At 53.4% G+C, this 22291-nt stretch carries 22 protein-coding genes; all 22 read left to right on the plus strand.

The window, feature by feature from the left end:
• Window positions 1–6: 6 nt before the first annotated feature.
• Complete coding sequence (fliH, locus tag KU854_RS11730; protein WP_218358734.1) at window positions 7–1023, plus strand: flagellar assembly protein FliH; 1017 nt, start codon at window positions 7–9, stop codon at window positions 1021–1023.
• Window positions 1007–2323, plus strand: a complete 1317-nt coding sequence (fliI, locus tag KU854_RS11735) for a flagellar protein export ATPase FliI (RefSeq protein WP_218358735.1) — start codon at window positions 1007–1009, stop codon at window positions 2321–2323. The genes fliH and fliI overlap by 17 nt, the downstream gene beginning before the upstream one ends.
• Before the next feature lie 7 nt (window positions 2324–2330).
• The gene (gene fliJ, locus KU854_RS11740) at window positions 2331–2777 is read left to right on the plus strand and encodes a flagellar export protein FliJ (protein WP_218358736.1); all 447 of its coding nucleotides are present in this window, start codon (window positions 2331–2333) and stop codon (window positions 2775–2777) included.
• Window positions 2778–2868: 91 nt separating this feature from the next.
• Window positions 2869–4851, plus strand: coding sequence for a flagellar hook-length control protein FliK (locus KU854_RS11745; RefSeq protein WP_218358737.1), 1983 nt, complete (start codon window positions 2869–2871; stop codon window positions 4849–4851).
• Window positions 4852–4916: 65 nt separating this feature from the next.
• Entirely contained in the window at window positions 4917–5420 is a 504-nt protein-coding gene (gene fliL / locus KU854_RS11750) for a flagellar basal body-associated protein FliL (protein WP_054779324.1), read from the plus strand.
• Window positions 5421–5427: 7 nt separating this feature from the next.
• Window positions 5428–6489, plus strand: coding sequence for a flagellar motor switch protein FliM (gene fliM / locus KU854_RS11755; RefSeq protein ID WP_218358738.1), 1062 nt, complete (start codon window positions 5428–5430; stop codon window positions 6487–6489).
• 21 nt (window positions 6490–6510) lie between these two features.
• On the plus strand, window positions 6511–6900 hold the full coding sequence (gene fliN, locus KU854_RS11760) for a flagellar motor switch protein FliN (RefSeq protein ID WP_054779325.1): 390 nt from the start codon (window positions 6511–6513) through the stop codon (window positions 6898–6900).
• 117 nt (window positions 6901–7017) lie between these two features.
• Window positions 7018–7407: a flagellar biosynthetic protein FliO gene (gene fliO, locus KU854_RS11765; protein WP_218358739.1), complete on the plus strand. Its 390-nt coding sequence runs from the start codon at window positions 7018–7020 to the stop codon at window positions 7405–7407.
• Window positions 7397–8230 carry a flagellar type III secretion system pore protein FliP gene (fliP, locus tag KU854_RS11770; RefSeq protein WP_218358830.1) on the plus strand — a complete coding sequence of 278 codons (834 nt, stop codon included), beginning with the start codon at window positions 7397–7399 and terminating at the stop codon, window positions 8228–8230. Before fliO ends, fliP begins: the two co-directional genes overlap by 11 nt.
• A gap of 8 nt (window positions 8231–8238) precedes the next feature.
• Complete coding sequence (gene fliQ / locus KU854_RS11775) at window positions 8239–8508, plus strand: flagellar biosynthesis protein FliQ (protein ID WP_218358740.1); 270 nt, start codon at window positions 8239–8241, stop codon at window positions 8506–8508.
• A 12-nt stretch (window positions 8509–8520) separates the two neighbouring features.
• On the plus strand, window positions 8521–9318 hold the full coding sequence (gene fliR / locus KU854_RS11780; protein ID WP_218358741.1) for a flagellar biosynthetic protein FliR: 798 nt from the start codon (window positions 8521–8523) through the stop codon (window positions 9316–9318).
• The gene (flhB, locus tag KU854_RS11785) at window positions 9318–10451 is read left to right on the plus strand and encodes a flagellar biosynthesis protein FlhB (protein ID WP_218358742.1); all 1134 of its coding nucleotides are present in this window, start codon (window positions 9318–9320) and stop codon (window positions 10449–10451) included. Before fliR ends, flhB begins: the two co-directional genes overlap by 1 nt.
• A gap of 116 nt (window positions 10452–10567) precedes the next feature.
• The gene (flhA, locus tag KU854_RS11790) at window positions 10568–12673 is read left to right on the plus strand and encodes a flagellar biosynthesis protein FlhA (RefSeq protein ID WP_218358743.1); all 2106 of its coding nucleotides are present in this window, start codon (window positions 10568–10570) and stop codon (window positions 12671–12673) included.
• 31 nt (window positions 12674–12704) lie between these two features.
• Window positions 12705–14342 (plus strand): flagellar biosynthesis protein FlhF, encoded by a 1638-nt coding sequence (flhF, locus tag KU854_RS11795; protein WP_218358744.1) that lies wholly within the window; start codon window positions 12705–12707, stop codon window positions 14340–14342.
• The gene (locus tag KU854_RS11800) at window positions 14335–15222 is read left to right on the plus strand and encodes a MinD/ParA family protein (protein ID WP_218358745.1); all 888 of its coding nucleotides are present in this window, start codon (window positions 14335–14337) and stop codon (window positions 15220–15222) included. The genes flhF and KU854_RS11800 overlap by 8 nt, the downstream gene beginning before the upstream one ends.
• Window positions 15215–15937, plus strand: a complete 723-nt coding sequence (locus KU854_RS11805) for an RNA polymerase sigma factor FliA (RefSeq protein WP_218358746.1) — start codon at window positions 15215–15217, stop codon at window positions 15935–15937. Before KU854_RS11800 ends, KU854_RS11805 begins: the two co-directional genes overlap by 8 nt.
• 49 nt (window positions 15938–15986) lie before the next feature.
• On the plus strand, window positions 15987–16355 hold the full coding sequence (gene cheY / locus KU854_RS11810) for a chemotaxis response regulator CheY (RefSeq protein ID WP_054779329.1): 369 nt from the start codon (window positions 15987–15989) through the stop codon (window positions 16353–16355).
• Between the two features lie 35 nt (window positions 16356–16390).
• The gene (locus KU854_RS11815) at window positions 16391–17116 is read left to right on the plus strand and encodes a protein phosphatase CheZ (RefSeq protein WP_218358747.1); all 726 of its coding nucleotides are present in this window, start codon (window positions 16391–16393) and stop codon (window positions 17114–17116) included.
• 9 nt (window positions 17117–17125) lie between these two features.
• Window positions 17126–19285 (plus strand): chemotaxis protein CheA, encoded by a 2160-nt coding sequence (locus KU854_RS11820; RefSeq protein WP_218358748.1) that lies wholly within the window; start codon window positions 17126–17128, stop codon window positions 19283–19285.
• 16 nt (window positions 19286–19301) lie between these two features.
• Window positions 19302–20438: a protein-glutamate methylesterase/protein-glutamine glutaminase gene (locus KU854_RS11825; RefSeq protein WP_218358749.1), complete on the plus strand. Its 1137-nt coding sequence runs from the start codon at window positions 19302–19304 to the stop codon at window positions 20436–20438.
• A 9-nt stretch (window positions 20439–20447) separates the two neighbouring features.
• Window positions 20448–21227 carry a ParA family protein gene (locus tag KU854_RS11830; protein ID WP_218358750.1) on the plus strand — a complete coding sequence of 260 codons (780 nt, stop codon included), beginning with the start codon at window positions 20448–20450 and terminating at the stop codon, window positions 21225–21227.
• Entirely contained in the window at window positions 21217–22266 is a 1050-nt protein-coding gene (locus KU854_RS11835) for a chemotaxis protein CheW (protein ID WP_218358751.1), read from the plus strand. The genes KU854_RS11830 and KU854_RS11835 overlap by 11 nt, the downstream gene beginning before the upstream one ends.
• Window positions 22267–22291: the final 25 nt, after the last annotated feature.

Raw genomic sequence — 22291 nt, forward strand, 5'->3', positions numbered from 1 at the left:
AGCAGCATGAGCTTAGAACGTCGTCGCGGATATATTCGTGGAAACGAGCAGTCGGAAGGCGTTCTCGAGCGTTGGTCATTGCCGAGTTACGACCCTTCAGATGCACCGCCGAAAGAGACGGCGTTGAACTATGACCCGGGCTGGGAGCCTCCTGAGCTTGTCGAAGAAGAGCAGGAGCCAGAGCTCGATCTTTCCATGCTTACTGCCGATGCGCTGGAGCAAATCCGCCACTCCGCGTCGGAAGAAGGGTATACCGAAGGTCGTGAAACAGGCTTTGCAGAAGGCAAAGAGGCCGGTTTCGAAGAAGGGAAAGCGGAAGGTTTTGAGGCCGGTAAAACCGAAGGTCACCAGCAAGGGCTGGAAGAAGGGCAGCAGCTGATTGATGAGCGCTGTCAGCATCTTGACGCCATGTTGGCGAAACTGGCTTTCCCCTTGCAGCAGGTTGACCACGATGTACAGCAGCAGATGGTCGAACTGGTGCTTCAGCTTGCCAAAGCCGTTATCCAGACGGAAGTGCAGACCAACCCGCAAGTCATCCTTACGACGCTGCGTGAAGCCGTCAATGCGCTGCCAATGACCGGACGCCAGATTACCATTTACCTCAACCCGGAAGACATGGACGTGGTGACCTCTGCGCACAGCGTGGCTTCCCTGCAGGACAGGGAATGGCGTTTGATCGCCGAGCCGTCGCTGGGTCGCGGTGATATCCAGGTTGCCTGCGGTGATTCTGTGGTGGATTACCGCATGGAAGATCGTATCCGTCAGATGCTGAGCCGTTTTGCAGGACAAAACCGCACCTCGGCGCCTCAGCCACCGGAAGACGGTCTGGGTGAAGGCGTTATGCTTGGCGCAGACAAAGTCATTTCCGGACGCACTGAAGACACTGCTTCTGAAACGTCTGATCCTGAATTGGCCGCTACAGAAGCAGATACCTCAGCTATCCCGGCAGCCGACAGTAACCAAACCGAAGAGATTGCCCCTGAAACCGTAGAGGCGGGAGATGATGATGGCCAGCCTGTCTGAACATCTCAGTGCCCTGAAAACGGATAACCTGTCTACCCGGCCTGTCGCGTCGGGTAAGTTGGTGCGTGTGGTGGGATTGACCCTCGAGGCCATTGGCTGCCGCGCACCGGTGGGGAGCCTTTGTAAGGTCGAAACCCTCAACGGCACCATTGAAGCGGAAGTGGTGGGCTTTTCTGGCGAAACCCTCTACCTGATGCCCAGCGAACAAATTTCCGGTGTACTGCCAGGCGCTCGCGTTACACCTATGGTGGGTGAGCAGGGCATACCGGTTGGACTCGAACTTCTTGGCCGCGTTATCGACGGTGTCGGTAATCCCCTTGATGGTATGGGCGAGATTTATACCGGCAAAACCGCGCCATTCACACCCGCTGCGATTAACCCCTTGGCACGAAAACCGATTGATACTCCATTGGATGTGGGCATTAAAGCCATTAATGGTCTGCTCACCGTGGGTAAAGGCCAGCGTATCGGCCTTTTTGCCGGTTCCGGTGTGGGTAAATCTGTGACCCTTGGCATGATGACCCGGGGGACGACGGCGCAGGTGGTGGTGGTTGGGCTTATCGGTGAGCGTGGCCGCGAAGTAAAAGAATTTATTGATGAAATCCTCGGTAAAGAGGGGCGTGAACGTTCTGTGGTGATTGCGGCGCCTGCCGATGCCTCGCCACTGATGCGCCTGAAAGGGTGCCAGACAGCGCTGACCATTGCCGAGTATTTCCGCGATCAGGGTTTGGATGTCCTGCTTCTGATGGACTCCCTGACCCGTTTTGCCCAGGCGCAGCGTGAGATAGCCCTGTCGGTTGGCGAACCACCTGCCACCAAAGGCTATCCACCTTCTGTGTTTGCCAAACTGCCGGCGCTGGTGGAACGTGCCGGTAACGGCAGTGACGGACAAGGCTCCATCACCGCGTTCTTTACTGTTCTGACAGAAGGTGATGACCTGCAGGATCCGATTGCCGATGCGGCGCGGGCGATTCTGGATGGTCACATCGTCCTGTCACGTGAAATGGCAGATGCCGGCCACTACCCAGCGATTGACGTAGAGCGCTCAGTTTCCCGTGTAATGCCAAATATCGTGAACGATGAACATATGTTGATGGCGCGTGCCGTGCGGCAAGTGTTGTCCGTCTGCCGCAAAAACCAGGATCTGGTCTCTATTGGCGCTTACAAGCCGGGAACGGATCAATCTATCGATCAGGCGTTTACCCTCAAACCCCGCCTCACCGGCTATTTGCAGCAAGGTATGAAAGAAGTTGTGCCTTATGACATGTGCGTCAATATGCTACGTTCAACCCTGCAGTAGGTAGCCCATGACCAGTAACGCAATGACATTGCTGATTGAACAGGCCAAAGCGGCAGAGCATCAGGCGCACCTGGCGTTGGTGGCTGCCCAGCAGGAACTGCAGGCTTATTATCTACAGGTCGAACAGATCGAACAGTACCGTCTGGACTATTTCCGTCAAATGTCGGATCGCGGTCAGCAGGGACTGAGTGCCAGCAGCTATGGTCACCTGAACCGGTTTATTGTCCAGTTGGATGAAACACTGGCAAAACAGCGCCAGGCGGCAATGGATTTTGAGGAAAATGTCGAAAGTTGCCGCGAACATTGGCAACAATGCCGACAAAAAACCAAATCGCTGGAATGGCTGGTGGAAAAACGCCAGAAAGAAGCAAGAATGCGGGCTGAACGTCTGGAACAAAAGCAGATGGACGAGTTCGCTACCCTCATCGCTACCCGTCAAAAATCCTCTTTTTAATAATCTGGCCTGATAATTGCTTTTTTGCAGATAACCCGGGTCGGTTTTGCCTTACGACCTCACACGACAAAGAATTTGAAGCGGGATCATTATGACGCAAACCAGTTTCTTACTGTCCGGAGTCTCCAGTGGAAAAGCGCCTGTAGGCGAAGGCAAAGCTGTGCTTTCACCAGAAGTGACTGAAAAAGAAGGCGAAGGCTTTTTTGCCCAGCTGGCACAGTTAGTATCCGGTGACGGTGATGTTGCCCAGGCAGTCGCCGATGGCGAACTTGTGACAGAAGGTGATGCGGCATCGGAAGAAGCGGTAAGTGAAGCGCTGCTCAAATCGCTGGCTTCTGAAGAAGGGGAAGACGGCGAAAACTTGGCGCTCGAAGAAGCGGCTGTCGAGGGTGAAGCGGTTGACCCGGCAAAAGTCGCCAAGGCAGCCATCAGTGAAAGCGAAGCCAACGCTTTGATGTCCAGTGAGGAAAGCGCAGAAGAGGTGCCTGCCGACAAGCAGCAAGTCGCCAAGAAAGATGGCGAAGCCCTGTTGCAGCGTTTAAATGAATCGAGCCAGGCACTGCAGGCGAAAGCGCCGAAAGTGACGGATGAAAAAGCCGTTGAAGCGGCCAAGATAACCAAATCTGGCAAAAACTTGCCGTTAAACGAAGAAGAGTTGGTGGCGGCGAACGTTGGCGCTGGCAAGGCTGATGTGAAAGGCGAGAATAATGTACCAGCAAGGGATACCGACGCGCTTAAAGACAAACCGTTAGCGGTTAATGTCCCAGAAGAAGAGGCGGCGTTGCTGGGAGCCAAAGCGCAAACAAATGTCCTTGCGCCGGAAGTGAAGGCTAATGCTGACGCTGACGAGCTGGCTCCGGAAGATGGCAGTAAGCAAATCGAACCGGCATTGGCAGCAAAATACGCGCAGTTAGCACAAGTCGAGAACCCAGAGACCGCACGCACTGCAGAGCCTGTTAGCCCAGAGCAGTTAGCGGTTATGCAGACAAACCTGCAGGCAGAGAAGCAAGACGCACCGACTTCACTTGATAGTGCGGTGATGTCCGGTGCCATTCCTGCGGTCGCCAATAATGCAACCATGCCGACTGAGCAAAGCGCAGAGATTGAACTGACACCTGAGATGCTGGCCAAAGCGGGGATCGCACCTGAAACCCTGAGCCGCGCGCAACGAGAAGCCTTGATGCGCGCGCAAATGGCAACCATGCAAAGCGCAGCGCCAACCGATGAGCAGGCACTTGCCAACACACTGGCAGAGCTTGGCGCGAAAGGTCTGACACCGCAATCTCAGGCGGCAATGACACAAACCGCAACTGCGGTTCAGGCAGCAGTCAATGCCCAGACGCAGCAAACCACGCCTTTATCGGCATTTGCTGCCATTCCCTGGACACCGGCAGCTGCTATGCCACAAGTGAACGGACAACTGCAACCGGCTGCCAGTCAGGCGATTATTGAGGCTGCGGCCGCCAAGTCACTGACTGAAACCGCCCAGGCAGGTGGTGAAGTCAAGGCGGAAAACCTGGCGCAGCAACTGGCTTCGAGCTTTGGCCAGCAGGGTTCAACAACCACTGCAGCCAAGCTGGATACGGCAATGGCACAGACGCCACTGCAAATGAGCCAGAACCAGGCAGAAGCGGCGAATGCCTTGTCTGAGCGGGTAAACATGATGATGTCGAAAAACCTTAAGCATGTAGATATCCGTCTGGATCCGCCAGAGCTGGGCCGTATGCAAATTAAGCTGTCGATGAATAACGATCAGGCGACAGTACAGTTCACTGTCAGCAACCAGGCGGCAAGGGACATGGTGGAACAATCCATGCCGCGTCTGCGTGAAATGATGCAACAGCAGGGGCTGCAACTGGCGCAGTCTTCGGTTCAGCAGCAGGATGCAGGTGGACGGCAGGCATTTAACGGCCAACAAGCCCAAACGGGTGACGGCCAGCAAGGCGGACAGCACTCACAAAGTGATGGTTCGCGTAGCGGTTGGGGCGACAGTGAACAGGATTCCGAACATCTGGGTTTGAACCGTGAGCTCTACGTCAACACATCAAAAGATCGTGTTGACTATTATGCTTAATGTAGCATTCTTGCTGCGCTTGTTTAGGTTTTAAAAATCAAACTAACCAGATACTGAGGTGAAGGATGGCAGACGAAGACATTGAAGCTGGCGGCGGCGGTGGTGGCGGCAAAAAGAAACTGATCATTATCATCGTGGCGGCAGTGTTGCTCTTGGGCGGCGGTGCAGGTGCCTTTTTCTTCCTGATGGGTGGCGACAGCGGACAGGGTGACGATATCGTCATCGAAGAAGAGCAAGAGCCGGTCAACCTTCAGGCCATTTATGTCACTCTGCCACAACCATTCGTGTTCAACGTGACCGGGGATATGCAGCAGCGGCTGGTGCAGGTAAAAGTGCAGCTAATGGTGCGCGGTGATAGAAACGAAAAACTGGCAAAACAGAATTTGCCGCTGGTGGAACACAGTCTGCTGACCACATTCGGGGCGGCAACCGTGGAACAGCTGCGGACACCGCAAGGGCAAATGGAAGTGCGTAAGCAAGCTGCCGACACAGTGCAGGCAGCAATGGAAAAAGTCACCGGCAAGACAGTGGTCGAGCGGGTGTTGTTTACTGGCTTTGTAATGCAATAGGTGCAATGTGACCGATCTACTCAGTCAAGACGAAATTGATGCGCTTCTCCATGGTGTGGACGATGTAGAAGAGGAAGAACAGGATTCCGGTGGCAGTGATGTTTCTGCTGCCTCGAATTTTGACTTCTCCTCGCAAGACCGTATCGTCCGTGGGCGAATGCCCACCCTGGAGCTGATCAACGAGCGATTCGCGCGACATATGCGCATCAGCTTGTTCAACATGATGCGCAAAACGGCTGAAGTGTCGATTAACGGCGTGCAGATGGTGAAATTCGGTGAATACCAGAACACGCTGTTTGTACCGACCAGTCTGAACATGGTCCGCTTCCGTCCATTAAAAGGTACCGCATTGGTTACCATGGAAGCGCGACTGGTATTCATTCTGGTAGAAAACTTTTTTGGCGGTGACGGCCGCTTCCACGCACGTATCGAAGGGCGTGAATTCACGCCGACCGAGCGTCGTGTCATCCAGATGCTGCTCAAGCTGATCTTTGAAGACTACAAAGATGCGTGGGCTCCGGTGATGAAAGTCGAGTTCGAATACCTCGACTCGGAAGTGAACCCGGCCATGGCCAACATTGTGAGCCCGACGGAAGTGATCGTCGTCAGCTCCTTCCACATTGAACTGGATGGCGGTGGTGGTGACTTCCACGTTGTTATGCCGTACTCCATGGTGGAGCCAATCCGTGAACTGCTTGATGCCGGTATCCAGAGTGACAAGATGGACACCGACAAGCGCTGGTCAAAAGCGCTGCAGGACGAAATCATGGATGTTGAGGTGGCGCTGACCGCCAAACTGCTGGAAACCACGCTGTCACTGCGTGACCTGATGGAAATGGAAGTGGGCGATGTGATCCCGGTGAAAATGCCGGATGCCTGCACCGTTTACATCGAAGATTTACCGACTTTCCGCGGCAAGATGGGACAGGCGAACGACAACCTCGCCATCAAGATCACCGAACAGCTCAAGCGTCCTGAAGTGATGAAGAGCGACATCAAGCTGCTGGAAGACAATGCGCCTGACTTGCTGGAAGATCTCAGTGTTGGCGCGCAAGAACCAAAAGATTAACCGACGAAGTGGTAGATAATCATGAGTGATGTAGAAGACGATTGGGCTGCAGCGCTTGCTGAACAGGCGGAAATGGAAGGTGGTGATGACGTACAGACGGCACCGCTGGATGAGCTTGTTGATGAGACGCCGCCAATCAACGCCGATGAGGCGCGCAAACTGGATGCCATTCTTGATATTCCTGTCACCATTTCTATGGAAGTGGGACGCACCAATATCAATATCCGAAACCTGCTGCAATTAAACCAGGGTTCGGTGGTTGAATTGGATCGCCTGGCCGGTGAATCGCTGGATGTACTGGTTAACGGCACCTTGATTGCTCATGGCGAAGTGGTGGTGGTCAACGACAAGTTTGGTATCCGCCTGACCGACGTGATCAGCCAGACCGAACGCATCAAGAAACTGCGTTAACCGCAGCGTACACATTAAAGCACGCCAATGCTTTCTGCATTGGCGTGCTTTTTTTCGGCCTGAATTTTGCTTAAAGGGGTGTATAACCCGATAAACACTGACAGAGAAAGAGAGTTGATGGTATTCCTGCGACGCGTAGCGATTGGATTAATGCTGGCTCCCACCGCACAGGCGGCAGCCCCGAATGGTGAAGATCTTGCCACGACGTTGGGTGCTTTGTTGCTGGTGATTGCGGTGATCTTCGGGTTGGCGTGGGCGCTGAAACGTATGCAGGTGCCGTCAATCATGGGCGCAAGGTCTGGCCTGCGTGTTGTCAGCCAACTGCCCCTCGGGCAAAAAGAACGTGTTGTGGTGCTGGATGTGAATGGCGAGCAGGTACTGGTCGGTATCACTGCGCAGCAAATCACTCTGCTCAAAGCGCTGGATAACCCCATTCCTGAGCCGGAAGCAACCAAGTCTTTCTCTACTCAACTTAACCAGATCCTGAAAAAACATGATGCGTCTTAAATCTGTCAGTGCCATTTTTCTGGCGCTTTGCTGCCTAATTGTGATGCCACCGGCTCTGGCGGAAGAGGAGCCGGCTCCGGCATCGGAAACCGTCACCGAGACCCTGATCAACGATGCCGGTGAGGCATCCATGATGCAGGCGCGCAACGGTGGGGGGATCCCCGCCCTGACCATGACTGTCAATCCTGATGGCGGCGAGGATTATTCGGTCACGCTGCAAATTCTGGCACTGATGACGGCGATGGGCTTTTTGCCCGCTATCGTTATCCTCATGACCTCCTTCACCCGTATTGTGGTGGTGATGTCTATCCTGCGACAGGCGATGGGTCTTCAGCAGACGCCATCGAACCAGGTCATTATCGGTATTGCCATGTTTTTGACCCTGTTCATTATGTCGCCGGTGATTGACCGTATGAACGTGGCGGCGGTGCAGCCTTACCTGAATGAAGAGATCACGGCGAAAGAAGCGTTTGACCGTGTGCAGGTGCCGTTGCGTGAATTTATGCTGCAACAGACGCGGGTTAAGGATTTGGAGACGTTCGTGAACATGTCTGGCTCCGACGCGACTGAACCTGAATTGGTGCCAATGACCGTGCTGATCCCCGCTTTTATCACCTCGGAACTGAAAACGGCGTTCCAGATAGGCTTTATGCTGTTCCTGCCGTTTTTGATCATCGACCTGGTGGTCGCTTCAGTATTGATGGCCATGGGTATGATGATGCTGTCGCCGATGATCGTATCTTTGCCGTTTAAGCTAATGTTGTTTGTACTGGTCGATGGCTGGAACCTTATCCTGTCGACGCTGGCCGGCAGTTTTGGGTAGGAGGGAGCATGGCACCAGAAGCTTTTGTTGAACTGTTCCGCGACGCACTGTACCTGATCCTTATCATGGTCTGCGCCATTGTTATTCCGGGCTTGATTGTCGGCCTGATTGTCGCGATTTTCCAGGCGGCGACCTCCATCAACGAACAGACGCTGAGCTTCCTGCCACGTCTTATCGCAACTCTGGTCGCCCTGATGGTGTTTGGCCACTGGATGACGCGCATGTTGATGGAGTATTTCTTCCGGCTGGTTGAAGAAATCCCCACGCTACTTTATTGACGACGCAATCGCATGGAATACCCGGCATACGTCATACTCGACTGGATGGCCCAGTTTTTCTGGCCCCTGACCCGCATCTCATCCATGTTGATGACGATGACGTTTTTTGGTGCCCGTTTTGTGCCGGTGCGCATTCGTCTGTACCTTTCCCTTGCGATCACTTTTGCGGTCATGCCTGCGTTGCCACGGGTACCTGAAGCCATTGAGCTGGTCTCATTTGGTGGCTTTGTGGTATTGGCGCAACAAATCCTGATCGGTATTGCTATGGGCACAGTCACCCAGTTTGTTATTCAGACCTTTGTGCTGCTCGGCCAGATCCTGGGTATGCAATCAAGTTTGGGTTTTGCCTCTATGGTCGATCCGGCCAACGGCCAGAACACGCCATTGCTGGGTCAGTTTTACCTCTTCGTGGCTACCATGATTTTCCTCGCCACCGACGGCCATTTGCAGATGCTGAATCTGGTGGTGATGAGCTTTAAAACCCTGCCAGTGGGGGAGGCACTCGGGGCGGCGGATTACCGCGCCTTGGCGAGCTGGTTTGGCATTATGTTCAGCGTCTCTTTGGGTATGGCGCTGGCGGGTATTATTGCGCTGCTGACGGTGAACCTTTCCTTTGGTGTCATGACCCGCGCCGCGCCGCAGTTAAACATTTTTTCCCTGGGCTTCACCTTTGCATTGCTAGTGGGGCTTTTGATCAGTATGTACATCCTCAGCGGCATCATGCCGCATTACCTGAATCACTGGGAAACCGGTGTGAACACCATCTGCGATCTGATACGTCTGGATTGTAATACCGGCGGAGGTGCCTGATGGCAGAGAACGACGGTCAGGAACGTACAGAAGACGCCACCCCCCGAAGGCGTCAGCAGGCGCGGGAGAAAGGTCAGGTACCGCGCTCAAGGGAACTGGCATCGGTGGCGGTACTGGTAATTGGTGCTGTCGCTTTGATGTGGTTTGGTGAGGGGCTGGGCGAAGCCCTGATGGAAGTCATGCGAAAACTCTTCACCCTTACCAGGGAAGAAATTTTTGACGTTTCCACGCTTGGGCTTATCACTTACGGGGCGATATTTGCCATTGCCTGGCCGCTGACAATGGTGCTCCTTATGCTGTTTGCAGCCGGTCTTATCGGGGCAGCAGCGTTGGGTGGTGTCTCCTTTTCGTGGGAAGCGGCGCGGCCGAAACTGTCAAAGATGAGCCCGCTTCAGGGGATCAAGCGTATGTTCGGCAAACAAAGCTGGGTCGAACTGCTCAAGTCTATCCTCAAAGTGGCACTGGTTTCCGGCGTGGCTTTTTACCTGATGTGGGCGAATCTCGACGACTTCTTCCAGCTCAATATCGAAACCTTTCCGACCAATCTTTATCACGCGCTCGAAATCCTGCTCGATTTCGTATTACTTATCTGCTGTTCCCTGCTTGTGGTGGTGGCGATTGATGTGCCGTTCCAAATCTGGCAGCACAATGAACAGCTGAAAATGACCAAGCAGGAAATCAAAGACGAATATAAGGAAACCGAAGGTAAGCCGGAGGTCAAAGGCCGTATCCGTATGTTGCAGCGTGAAATGGCCCAGCGCCGGATGATGGCGGAAGTGCCGTCGGCAGACGTCATCATTACCAACCCGGAGCACTATTCGGTGGCGCTGCGTTATGACAGCAAGATTGACCGTGCGCCGGTGGTGGTGGCAAAGGGCTCCGATTTCCTGGCGCTCAAAATCCGGGAGATTGCTGCCGAGCATGACATCACTATTGTGCCTGCGCCACCGCTTGCCCGTGCGGTGTATTACAGCACAGAGCTTGAGCAACAAATTCCTGACGGTTTGTTCAGTGCCGTTGCCCAGCTTCTGGCCTATGTGTTCCAGCTCAAGCAGTACAAAAAAGGGCGCGGGCGTAGGCCAAAACCGCTCGCGGATCAGCAACTTCCTATACCGCCGGAATTACGTCGCTGATTTCATCATCAGTCGTGATTGCTTTTTAACCTCTTGATTATTAAGTGCTATAAAAGTGGTTCGTTTTTTGCTAATGAGGCTTTAGTGATTAAGCCCAAGTGAAACGAAACCATTTTATGAAGCTCTCTTTGCCGTTTTACGACAAGGTTCAGGACAGAATCCCCTTTAAGCGTGGGGGCGCATTCCCTGCTATCGGTGCACCGGTGTTGGTACTTTCAACACTGGCGATGGTGGTATTGCCTGTACCGCCGATGCTGCTCGACCTGATGTTCTCCTTCAACATCGCCTTGTCGCTGGTCGTGCTTCTGGTGACTGTCTATACCCGCCGTCCTCTGGACTTCGCGGCGTTCCCGACCGTTTTGCTTATCGCCACCCTGATGCGCCTGGCGCTGAACGTGGCATCCACCCGTGTTGTACTCCTGCATGGTCATGAAGGCCCAGGCGCGGCCGGTGAGGTAATTGATGCCTTCGGTTCGGTGGTGATTGGCGGCAACTATGCTGTCGGTCTGGTGGTGTTCCTTATCCTGATGATCATCAACTTTATGGTTGTGACCAAAGGTGCGGGACGTATCTCCGAGGTGAGTGCGCGCTTTACCCTGGACGCCTTGCCGGGTAAACAAATGGCGATTGACGCTGACCTCAACGCCGGGCTTATCAACCAGGATCAGGCACGTACACGCCGTCAGGAAGTGACCAAAGAAGCAGACTTTTACGGTTCGATGGACGGTGCGTCAAAATTCGTAAAAGGGGATGCCATTGCCGGTATCCTCATCCTTGCAATCAACATCATCGGCGGTCTTGCCATTGGTATGATCCAGCACAACGTCAGCTTTGGCGATGCGGTGGAAATTTATACCCTGCTGACCATCGGTGACGGTCTGGTTGCCCAGATCCCGTCACTGCTGCTTTCTATCGGCGCGGCCATCATGGTAACCCGCCAGAACACCGATGAAGACATGGGCCAGCAGCTCGTGTTCCAGCTGGTGGACAACCCGAAAGCACTGATCATCTCCACCGGCATTTTGTTTGTGATGGGTATTGTTCCCGGCATGCCACACATTCCATTTTTGACATTGGCAGCGGTTTGCGGTGGTTTTGCTTACTGGAAAGTCAAACAGCAGGAAAAAGCCAAGCAGCAAGCAGAAGAAGCCCCGAAACAAGATGTGGTGGCACCGAAGCCGAAAGAGCTTTCCTGGGAAGATGTGCAGCCTGTTGATGTGATTGGACTGGAAGTCGGCTACCGCCTGATCCCTATGGTGGACCGTGATCAGGGCGGCGAGCTGCTTGATCGCGTCAAAGGCGTGCGCAAGAAACTGTCGCAGGACTTTGGTTTCCTTGTGCCACCGGTTCATATCCGTGACAACCTTGAGCTGCCACCGAACAGCTACCGCATTACCCTGATGGGCGTTGCAGTGGGTGAGGCGGATATCCGCCCTGACAAAGAGCTGGCGATTAACCCCGGCCAGGTATTTGGCCCGATTGACGGTGAGCCGACCATTGACCCGGCCTTCGGCCTGGAAGCGGTTTGGATTGAGAAGTCACAGCGTGAGCACGCGCAGGCGCTCGGTTATACCGTGGTGGACTCCGCCACCGTATTGGCTACCCACCTCAGTCAGATGCTGACCAACAACGCCGAGCGTCTGCTGGGCCACGAGGAAGCGCAGAACCTGGTGGATATGCTGTCGAAACAGTCACCACGACTGGTCGAAGGCCTGATCCCGGATCTGATTTCCCTTGGTGTGGTGGTGAAAGTGATGCAAAACCTGCTCAACGAAGCCATCCCAATCCGCGATGTTCGCACCATCATCCAGACCCTGTCTGAATATGCACCTAAGAGTCAAGATCCCGACATCCTGACGGCGGCTGTCCGCATCTCCCTGCGTCGCCTGATTGTTCAGGAAATCAATGGTGTAGCGCCTGAATTGCCTGTGATTACGCTTGTTCCGGAATTGGAACAGATATTGCATAAAACTATGCAAGCGTCAGGCGGTGAATCTACCGGTATTGAGCCGGGTCTGGCAGAGCGCTTACAGCGCAGTCTTGCTGAAGCGACTCAGCATCAGGAGCTGCAAGGTGAACCTGCTGTATTGCTGACGTCCGGTGTGCTCCGTTCTACGCTCGCGAAGTTCGTGAAGAACACCATCCCGACACTGCGTGTCCTGTCTTATCAGGAAGTGCCGGATGAAAAACAAATAAGAATTGTAAGAGCGGTTGGCAACTGATGTACGTCATCAGTAACTCAGGACAACGATTTTGAAGATTAAACGATTTTTTGCCAAAGACATGCGCACAGCACTGGCCGAAGTGAAAGAAGCACTCGGCGCAGATGCAGTGATCATGTCCAACAAAAAAGTGACCGGCGGTGTCGAAATCGTGGCGGCAGTAGATACTGAAGCGCCAACCCGTGATGTACGTAAAGATGCTGCAAAAGCGCAAGTGGCACAAAGTATGGACCGCGCCCAACAGGCTCGCCGTCTGGCTGAGGATACCGTTCACCTGCGTCGCGACATCAGCAAAGAAGCAGCAAGAAAGCCATTGGGCGGCGCCCTTGGCAGCAAATTCTCCAGCCTGCTGGATCGCTACCAGTCCCAATTGCCGGATAACAGCCGTAACCAAGAGCCTGAAAGCGAAGCTGACTCTCTGAGTGCGCTGCTGGCACGTCAAGGCGATGCGCGCCGACGCCAAAGCGAAAACGCTTATGGCGCTGCGCCACAGCAACCCCAACGTCGTCCAGCACCCAGCAACGGTCACAACAATGGCAATGCCAACGGCATGTCAGGCTTTTCGCGTTCCCAGCAACAGGCTAAGAGTGATGAACTCTCCCGCCTGTACCGTCAAAAACGTGACGAAAATGCCCCGCGTGCCCAGCAGCAACGCCCGCAGCAGATGCAGGATGACCGTTTCGGTGGGCTTCGCAATGAGCCGCGTAAACCAGCGGCACCGCGTCAGCAGGACGAAATAGAAGCGATGCGCAAAGAAATGGCGACCATTCGCAGCCTGCTGGAGCACCAGTTATCAGGATTGATGTGGCAGGAAGTGGAGCGAAAAGAGCCGCTTCGCGCCATGTTGATCAAACGTCTTGAAAAAATGGGTATCTCTCCGGTGCTGGCAGATCAGTTGGCCGGTTACATCCCGGAAGATACGCCACCGAATGAAGCTTGGTCAGAACTGATGGAATTGGTCGCTGATCAGGTCATTACAACCAGTGAAAACCTGCTTGAAACCGGCGGTGTAATTGCACTGCTGGGGCCAACCGGCGTGGGTAAAACCACCACGATAGCCAAACTGGCGGCGCGGGCAGCGATGGATTTCGGCCCGGAAGAGGTTGCGCTGGTCACAACAGATACATTTCGTATCGGCGCGCACGAGCAACTGGCTACTTATGGCCGTATTTTAGGTTGCCCGGTAAAAGTTGCTAAAGATGCGGATACACTGGCCGATATACTGTATCAGTTACGTCATCGACGACTGATCCTGCTAGACACCGCCGGCATGGGCCAGCGTGATCTCAGGCTGTCAGAGCAACTTGATACCCTTATCCAAAGCAGTGGTTCACACATCCGAAGCCTCCTCGTGCTTCCCGCGACTTCCCAACGTCGTGTGCTGCAGGAGACCATTGACCACTTCCGTCGTATTCCCCTTTCCGGGTGTGTGCTGACGAAGCTGGACGAATCCCTCAGTCTGGGGGAACTACTGAGCGTGACCATAGAAAACGCCCTTCCGGTGACTTATCTGGCCGATGGTCAGCGTGTGCCGGAGGATATTCGCCAGGCTAGTGGACGATACCTGGTCAACAAGGCAAGTGAACTGATGGATCAAGATTCAGAGCAGCAAAACCATTTCTGGAGTCATGATGTACCAGAGTCGAATGCGGCGGACTTTTATGATTGAGACAACCATGCACGATCAAGCTAGCGGCCTCCGCCGCCTGACCAACCCGACTCGTACCAAGGTGATTACGGTCACCGGCGGTAAAGGTGGTGTGGGTAAAACCAATATCACTCTGGGTGTGGCAGCAGCAATGGCCAAGCAAGGTAAAAAGGTGATGGTGCTTGATGCCGACCTGGGGTTAGCCAACGTTGACGTGTTGCTGGGTTTGCGTGTCGGCAAAAACCTGAGCCACGTTATGCAAGGCGTGTGTGACCTGAAAGACATCATTGTCGAAGGCCCTCACGGTATGAAGATCATCCCTGCATCCTCAGGGATGCGCGGCATGACAGAGCTGACAACGGCACAACACGCCGGACTTATCCGCGCGTTCGGTACCCTGGATGAAGACGTTGACGTGTTGCTGGTGGACACCGCAGCAGGCATTTCTGACATGGTGCTGAGTTTTTCCCGTGCCGCGCAAGATGTGATGATTGTGGTGTGTGATGAGCCAACATCCATCACTGATGCTTATGCACTGATCAAGCTTTTAAGCCGTGAACACGGGGTTACACGCTTCAAAGTTGTGGCCAATATGGTGCGCAGTTACCGCGAAGGTCGCGATTTATTTACAAAATTAACGCGAGTAACTGAAAGATTTTTAAATGCTAATCTAGAATTAGTAGCATGTGTCCCACTTGATGAGCATGTGCGCCAGTCTGTGAAGAAGCAAAAAGTCGTTGTTGATGCGTTTCCAAATGCACCTGCTGCGCTGGCATTGAATGCGCTGGCGAACAAAGCACTGACCTGGCCGGTACCACGAAACCCAGGTGGACACCTCGAGTTTTTTGTTGAACGACTGTTAATGAAAGACGAGACCGCGGGAGACTATCTCAGTGAGTAGAGCGCTCACCTACAGCAGGACTGGAGCATCAACTGAGACGGTGTTTGAGCAATATTCGACGCTGGTGAAGCGTATTGCTCATCACATGATTTCCCGTTTACCGCCGAACGTGCAGGTCGAAGACCTGATACAGGCGGGTATGGTCGGCCTGCTGGAAGCGCAACAGAACTATGACCCGTCAAAAGGGGCGAGTTTTGAGACTTATGCAGGCATTCGAATTCGCGGCGCCATGCTTGACGATATTCGAAAAGGTGACTGGGTACCACGCTCAGTACACCGGAACAACCGCCAAATCAGCGAGGTTATCGCTCAGTTGGAAGGCGAGTTAGGGCGGGATCCTAACGACAAAGAGATTGCGAAACGTCTGGGAATGAGCCTTGAGCAGTACTACCAGGTTCAGAATGACATCAACGCCGGGCGATTAATCGGCATCGATGATCTGGGCGTTTCAGAAGATGCTTTCGTTACCGAAAGTCATCGCGACGAAAACCTTCCCTTTGAGGAAGTCGCCGAGGATAGCTTCAAGTCGCATCTGGCTAATGCCATCCGAGGACTTCCTGAGAGAGAAGCTTTGGTCCTTTCCCTCTATTACGATGAGGAACTTAACCTCAAAGAGATTGGGGCCATTATCGGGGTCAGTGAATCCCGAGTTTGCCAGATTCAAAATCAGGCAATGCAGCGGTTACGGACCAAGCTAACTGCTTGGTCAAAGTAAGTTTTAACAATTATAAGGAACCTCACCGGAGGCCACTTTGGACACAAATATGAAAATCCTCATTGTTGACGACTTTTCAACAATGCGCCGTATCGTTAAAAACCTCCTTCGTGATCTGGGTTTCAACAATACCGTTGAAGCAGATGACGGCCTGACAGCACTGCCAATTCTCAAGAAAGGCGGTATTGATTTTGTCGTCACTGATTGGAATATGCCTGGTATGCAGGGTATTGATCTGCTCAAGAACATCCGTGCTGACGATGAACTGAAGCATCTGCCAGTGTTGATGATCACGGCAGAAGCCAAGCGTGAGCAGATTGTTGAAGCAGCTCAGGCTGGCGTAAATGGTTACATCGTTAAGCCATTTACAGCTGCAACCCTGAAAGAAAAGCTGGATAAAATTTTCGAACGCATGTGATTTGCTTCTTCGCGCAGTGAAGGATTATTAATTCAATGATAACACTCGACCAAGCTAAAGAATTGGTCAGTTTGCTGGAAGAAGGGAATCAGGAAGGCGCGAACGAATTGCTGGTGAAAATAGCTGGCGATTCGCGCAATCCGCTCTTCAATGAGGTTGGAAAACTGACCCGGCAACTGCACGATTCACTCGTTAATTTCCGTTTGGATCCGCGCGTCAGCGATCTTGCAAACAGCGAGATCCCAGATGCCCGCGATCGCTTGAACTTTGTGATGGAGAAAACGGAAATCGCGGCTAACCGCACCATGGATGCGGTTGAATCAATGCTACCCATTGCCGATAACCTGCAAGAGTGCCTCACGCAGGTAAGACCTCAGTGGAACAACCTCATGGGAGGGCGGATTGATATCACGAGTTTTAAAGACTTGTGTCATCAAATCGACGGTTTGCTGACACAGGTTGAAGGTGATACCACCAGTCTGCACGGACAACTGACGGAAATTCTCATGGCGCAGGATTTTCAGGATCTGACCGGTCAGGTGATCCGTCGTGTGATCGAGCTGGTGCAAGAAGTTGAAAAACAACTGGTAGATATTCTGACGGCCTTTGGTCTGAATGAAGACTACAAAGAACAAGAATCTGACAATCAGACTGGTATCGAGGCTGAAGGTCCTGTCGTTACTGAAGAGAAGCGTCAAGAAAAACAAGTGATGCAGAGTCAGGACGATGTCGACGATTTGCTTTCCAGCCTTGGCTTTTAGGGGTGTGCTATGAGTTTTGAAATGGATGAAGAAATCCTGCAGGACTTTTTGATCGAAGCAGGTGAAATTCTGGAGTTGCTGTCCGAGCAATTGGTTGATCTGGAAAAAACCCCAGACGATCGTGACTTGCTCAACGCAATTTTCCGTGGATTCCACACGGTTAAAGGTGGTGCGGGTTTCTTGTCGCTGACAGAACTGGTGGATACCTGCCACGGTGCAGAAAACGTATTCGATAACCTGCGCAACGGCGGTCGCGAGCTGACCTCTGAAGTCATGGACACCATTCTCCAGTCTCTTGATACCGTTAACGAACAGTTTGCCTGTGTACAGGAACGCTCTCCGGTACCTCCTGCTAATCCGGAATTGCTGGAAGCCCTGCACAAATACAGCAACCCCGCCTCTGCAGACGAGGTCGCAGAAGCTGCGCCGGTTGTTGAGCCTGAACCCGAGCCAGAACCGGAACCAGAGCCAGAAGTGGTGGCTGAAGCCCCAGCAAGTGGCGATGCGATTGCCGGCGACTCGGTAGACGAAATCACCGATGATGAATTTGACCGTCTTCTTGACCAGCTTCACGGCAAAGGTCAAGGGCCTGCAGGCAGTACCGTACCGGAAAGTAGCGGTAGTGCTCCTTCAAGCGGCGATGACATCACCGACGACGAATTTGAAAAGCTACTCGATGACCTGCACGGCGCTGGCAAAGGCCCACAAGCGGGTGGTGCCGAACCTGCTACACCGCCGCCGCAAAATGCATCGGTAGAAAGTCCAAGCAGTGATGAAATCACTGATGATGAATTTGAAAAACTGCTGGATGAGTTACACGGTAAAGGTAAGAGCCCGATAAACGGCGAAGCTACGGCGAAACCGCAAGCCGCTGCTCCTGCAGCCCCGGCTGCAGCGGCACCTGCTCCGAAGCCTGCACCTAAAGCTGAGCCTGCTGCGGCAGCACCACCGGCGACTGTGGCAAAGCCACCGGCCAAAGCGGAAGAGAAAAAGCCGCCTGCGCCACAAGCTGAACAAACCGTACGTGTGAACACCTCTACACTCGACACCATCATGAACATGGTGGGTGAGCTGGTGCTGGTGCGCAACCGTTTGGTCAGCCTGGGTGCAAACAGCGATGACGAAAACATGGCCAAAGCGGTCACCAACCTAGATGTGGTCACAGCTGACCTGCAAGGTGCCGTCATGCAGACGCGCATGCAGCCAATCAAGAAAGTATTCGGCCGCTTCCCGCGCGTTGTTCGCGATTTGGCTAGAAGCCTGAAAAAAGACATCGTGCTGGAAATGCGCGGTGAAGAAACTGACTTGGATAAAAACCTGGTTGAGGCACTGGCCGATCCAATGGTTCACTTGGTGCGTAACTCGGTTGACCACGGTATTGAAATGCCGGATGTCCGTGAGCAAAACGGCAAACCGCGTACCGGTACGGTAACGCTGGCTGCATCGCAGGAAGGCGACCATATCCTTCTTACTATTACCGATGACGGTGGCGGTATGGATGCTGACAAGCTGCGCAGCATCGCGGTCGAGCGCGGTCTGATGGATGCTGACGCAGCAGGCCGTCTGACCGACAACGAAGCGTTTAACCTGATTTTTGCACCGGGCTTTTCAACCAAGAAAGAGATTTCAGATATCTCAGGCCGTGGCGTGGGCATGGACGTTGTGAAAACAGCGATCACCCAGCTCAACGGTACCATTGCTATCGACTCTGAACTTGGCCGTGGCACCATTATTTCAATCAAAGTACCGCTGACGCTGGCTATCCTGCCAACCTTGATGGTTGGTATTGGCAACAGCCCGTTCGCGTTCCCACTGTCCAATGTTAATGAAATCATTAGCCTGGATCTGAAGAAAACCAACACCGTCGACGGACAACTGACACTTATCGTGCGTGAGAAAGCGATCCCGCTGTTCTACCTGCAAGACTGGTTATGTCCGAAACGACCAACCAACCGTGAACAAGGCCATGTGGTTATCGTTCAGATGGGTCACCAGCCGGTTGCATTCGTGGTTGATTCTTTGATTGGTCAGGAAGAAGTCGTTATCAAGCCGCTGGATGAATTGCTGCAGGGTACGCCGGGTATGGCGGGTGCAACCATCACCAGTGACGGCCACATTGCCTTGATTCTGGATGTGCCTAATTTACTCAAACGTTACGCTAGTCGATAACAACTGAAGGAACGCCATGGCAGTGAAAGTTTTGGTGGTGGACGATTCAAGTTTTTTCCGCCGCCGTGTTAGTGAAATTATTAACGGGGATCCTCGTCTTCAAGTTATTGACTGTGCAGCAAACGGCAAAGAGGCGATTGATAAAGCCGCCCAACTGAAGCCGGATGTCATCACCATGGACATAGAAATGCCCGTGATGGATGGCATCACTGCTGTACGCGAAATAATGCGCAGCAATCCAACTCCGATCCTGATGTTTTCGTCATTGACGCATGATGGTGCGAAAGCCACTCTGGATGCGCTGGACGCGGGTGCGCTCGATTTTCTGCCAAAGAAATTTGAAGACATCGCACGTAACCGTGATGAAGCAGTGAGCCTCTTGCAGCAGCGCGTGAACGAAATAGCACGTAAACGTGCTTTCATGCGCCGTCCAGCGCAAGTGACTCGCCCGGCAACTACCGCGACAACAACGGCATCAGCGCCTTCACTGGCGCGTCAAGCAGCGACACCGTCTCCCGCGCCGGCACCTGCAGCGCGACCGGTATCATCGGCCGCACGCTTCAAGGCAAGTGGCAAGCGCTACCAACTGGTGGCGATTGGCACATCCACAGGCGGCCCCGTGGCGTTGCAGAAAGTGCTTAGCTCGCTTCCGGCGAATTTTCCTCTGCCTATTTTGTTGATCCAACATATGCCGTCTACGTTTACGGCTGCGTTTGCACAGCGTTTGAATGGTTTGTGCAAAATCAACGTGAAAGAAGCGCAGGATGGCGACCCGTTGCAAGCAGGTACCGCTTACCTGGCACCAGGTGGCATGCAGATGATGATCGATGGCCGTCCTGGGGCTGCCCGCCTGAAAATTCTTGATGGTGGCGACCGCATGAACTACAAGCCTTGCGTAGACGTGACTTTCGGCTCAGCAGCAAACGTGTATGGTGATAAAGTACTGTCTATGGTGCTTACCGGCATGGGTGCAGATGGCCGTGATGGCGCGCGTATGCTGAAGCAAAACGGTTCAACGGTGTGGGCGCAGGACGAAGAAAGTTGTGTGGTCTATGGTATGCCTCAAGCGGTAGCCAAAGCAGGGATTTCGACTGAAGATCTTCCGTTGGAGCGCATTGCTGAGCGCATTCTCGTTGAGCTAAACCTTACGTAAGGAGCGGCTGTGATAGTCTGGAGCATTGCCAACCAGAAAGGGGGCGTGGGGAAAACAACCTCCACCGTCACGCTTGCTGGGCTACTCAGTGAAAAAAACAAGCGAGTCCTGCTGATCGATACCGATCCGCATGCGTCGCTCACAACCTATCTGAATTTCGATTCAGACAAGTTGACGCATACCCTGTTTGACCTGTTCCAACTGCAAAGCATTACCCGCGATGCAGTAAAGCCGCTGATCCTGAAAACGGAATATAAGAACCTCGACCTTTTGCCGTCACATATGTCTCTGGCGACACTGGACAGAGCCATGGGCAATCGTGGTGGCATGGGGTTGATGCTGAAGAAAACCCTCGCATGTCTTGAAGAAGATTACGACTACGCTTTGATAGACTGTCCGCCGATTCTCGGGGTGATGATGGTCAACGCCCTGGCTGCCAGTAACCGAATTCTAATTCCGGTACAAACCGAGTTCCTGGCGATGAAGGGGCTCGAGCGCATGGTGCGTACTTTGCAGATTATGCAAAAATCCCGCGCATCCGAGTTCAAGGTTTGTATCGTGCCGACGATGTACGACAAACGCACCCGGGCTTCTCTCGAAACCTTGCAAGAGCTGAAAGTGCGTTATCCGGATCAGGTGTGGACTTCTGCCGTCCCTATCGACACCAAATTCCGTGATGCGAGCTTAAAGCACATGCCGCCCTCTTATTACGCAAAAAACTGTCGCGGCGTGTTTGCCTATAAAACGCTGCTCTCTTACTTGGAGCGACTTGAACAGGATGAAAGATAGCCGTGCCCTGTCCAGTGTTCAGGCGCTGGATGACTACTTTGATGCTTTGCTGGATGACGACAGTCCCCTGCAAGGCAGTGACACGGATGCGAAATCTCACGCAGCTGAGGGTAGCCTGACACTTCAACCCCAGCCTGTGGTGATTGAACCGATTGAAAAGTTCGGTGGGGCAACGCTGACCAAAGATGAGCGCGACTTGTCTTCGGTAGAGAAACTGCTCAGCCAGCTAAAGCTGGATGAAGATCTGGAAGTGGAAGTCGAAGCGCTGACGGAAACGGACGTGATCACCGACAGCGAACTGGCTGTTGAAACGTATACAGAACAATTGACAGATGTTGCGGTGGATGTGGCCGTTGAAGCCGACGTCGAAACGGTGGTCGACGCGGAGGTTATCACAGAGACCGAAACTGTCGTTGAACAAACGGTCGATATTGAGCCGGAAGTCGTCTCTGACGTTGAGGTCGAAACTGAGGTAGTCGTTGAGGCAGCTGAGGACGTTGCCCAAGACATTGAGGCAGATACCGAAACCCAGGCTGAACCACAAACGCAGGAAGATGCTGACACAACGCCACCGTGGAAAAACATTGCGCCGGAGCATGCGTTTCAGGTGTTGTTCTTTGAATCTGTCGGCGTGACGTATGCGGTTCCCCTGGCGGAGTTGGGCGGGATTCACCGCTTGGAATCTTGCAATCATTTGATAGGCAGACCGGATTGGTATCTTGGTTTACAGACAGAACGTGATCAGCAACTGGACGTGGTTGATACGGCGATGTGGGTAATGCCGGAAAAAATAACGGATAACAGCCATCGCGATGACTATAGTTATATTGTGATCTTGGGTGACAGTAAATGGGGCTTGGCTTGCAATGCTCTACTAGGGACGGAGTCACTCACTGGTGAACGAGTGCGATGGCGCGAACAAGCTGGCAAACGGCCGTGGTTGGCTGGGCTGGTGAAAGACAAAATGTGCGCCTTGATACACGTCGAAGCGCTGATCGCCATGCTGGATCAAGGTATTGATGCCAATGCATTGGCGTAAATGACGTAGCACAGCACGTAAAGAG

This window comes from Enterovibrio paralichthyis (genome assembly GCF_019209835.1).
Classification (GTDB): Bacteria; Pseudomonadota; Gammaproteobacteria; order Enterobacterales; family Vibrionaceae; genus Enterovibrio; species Enterovibrio paralichthyis.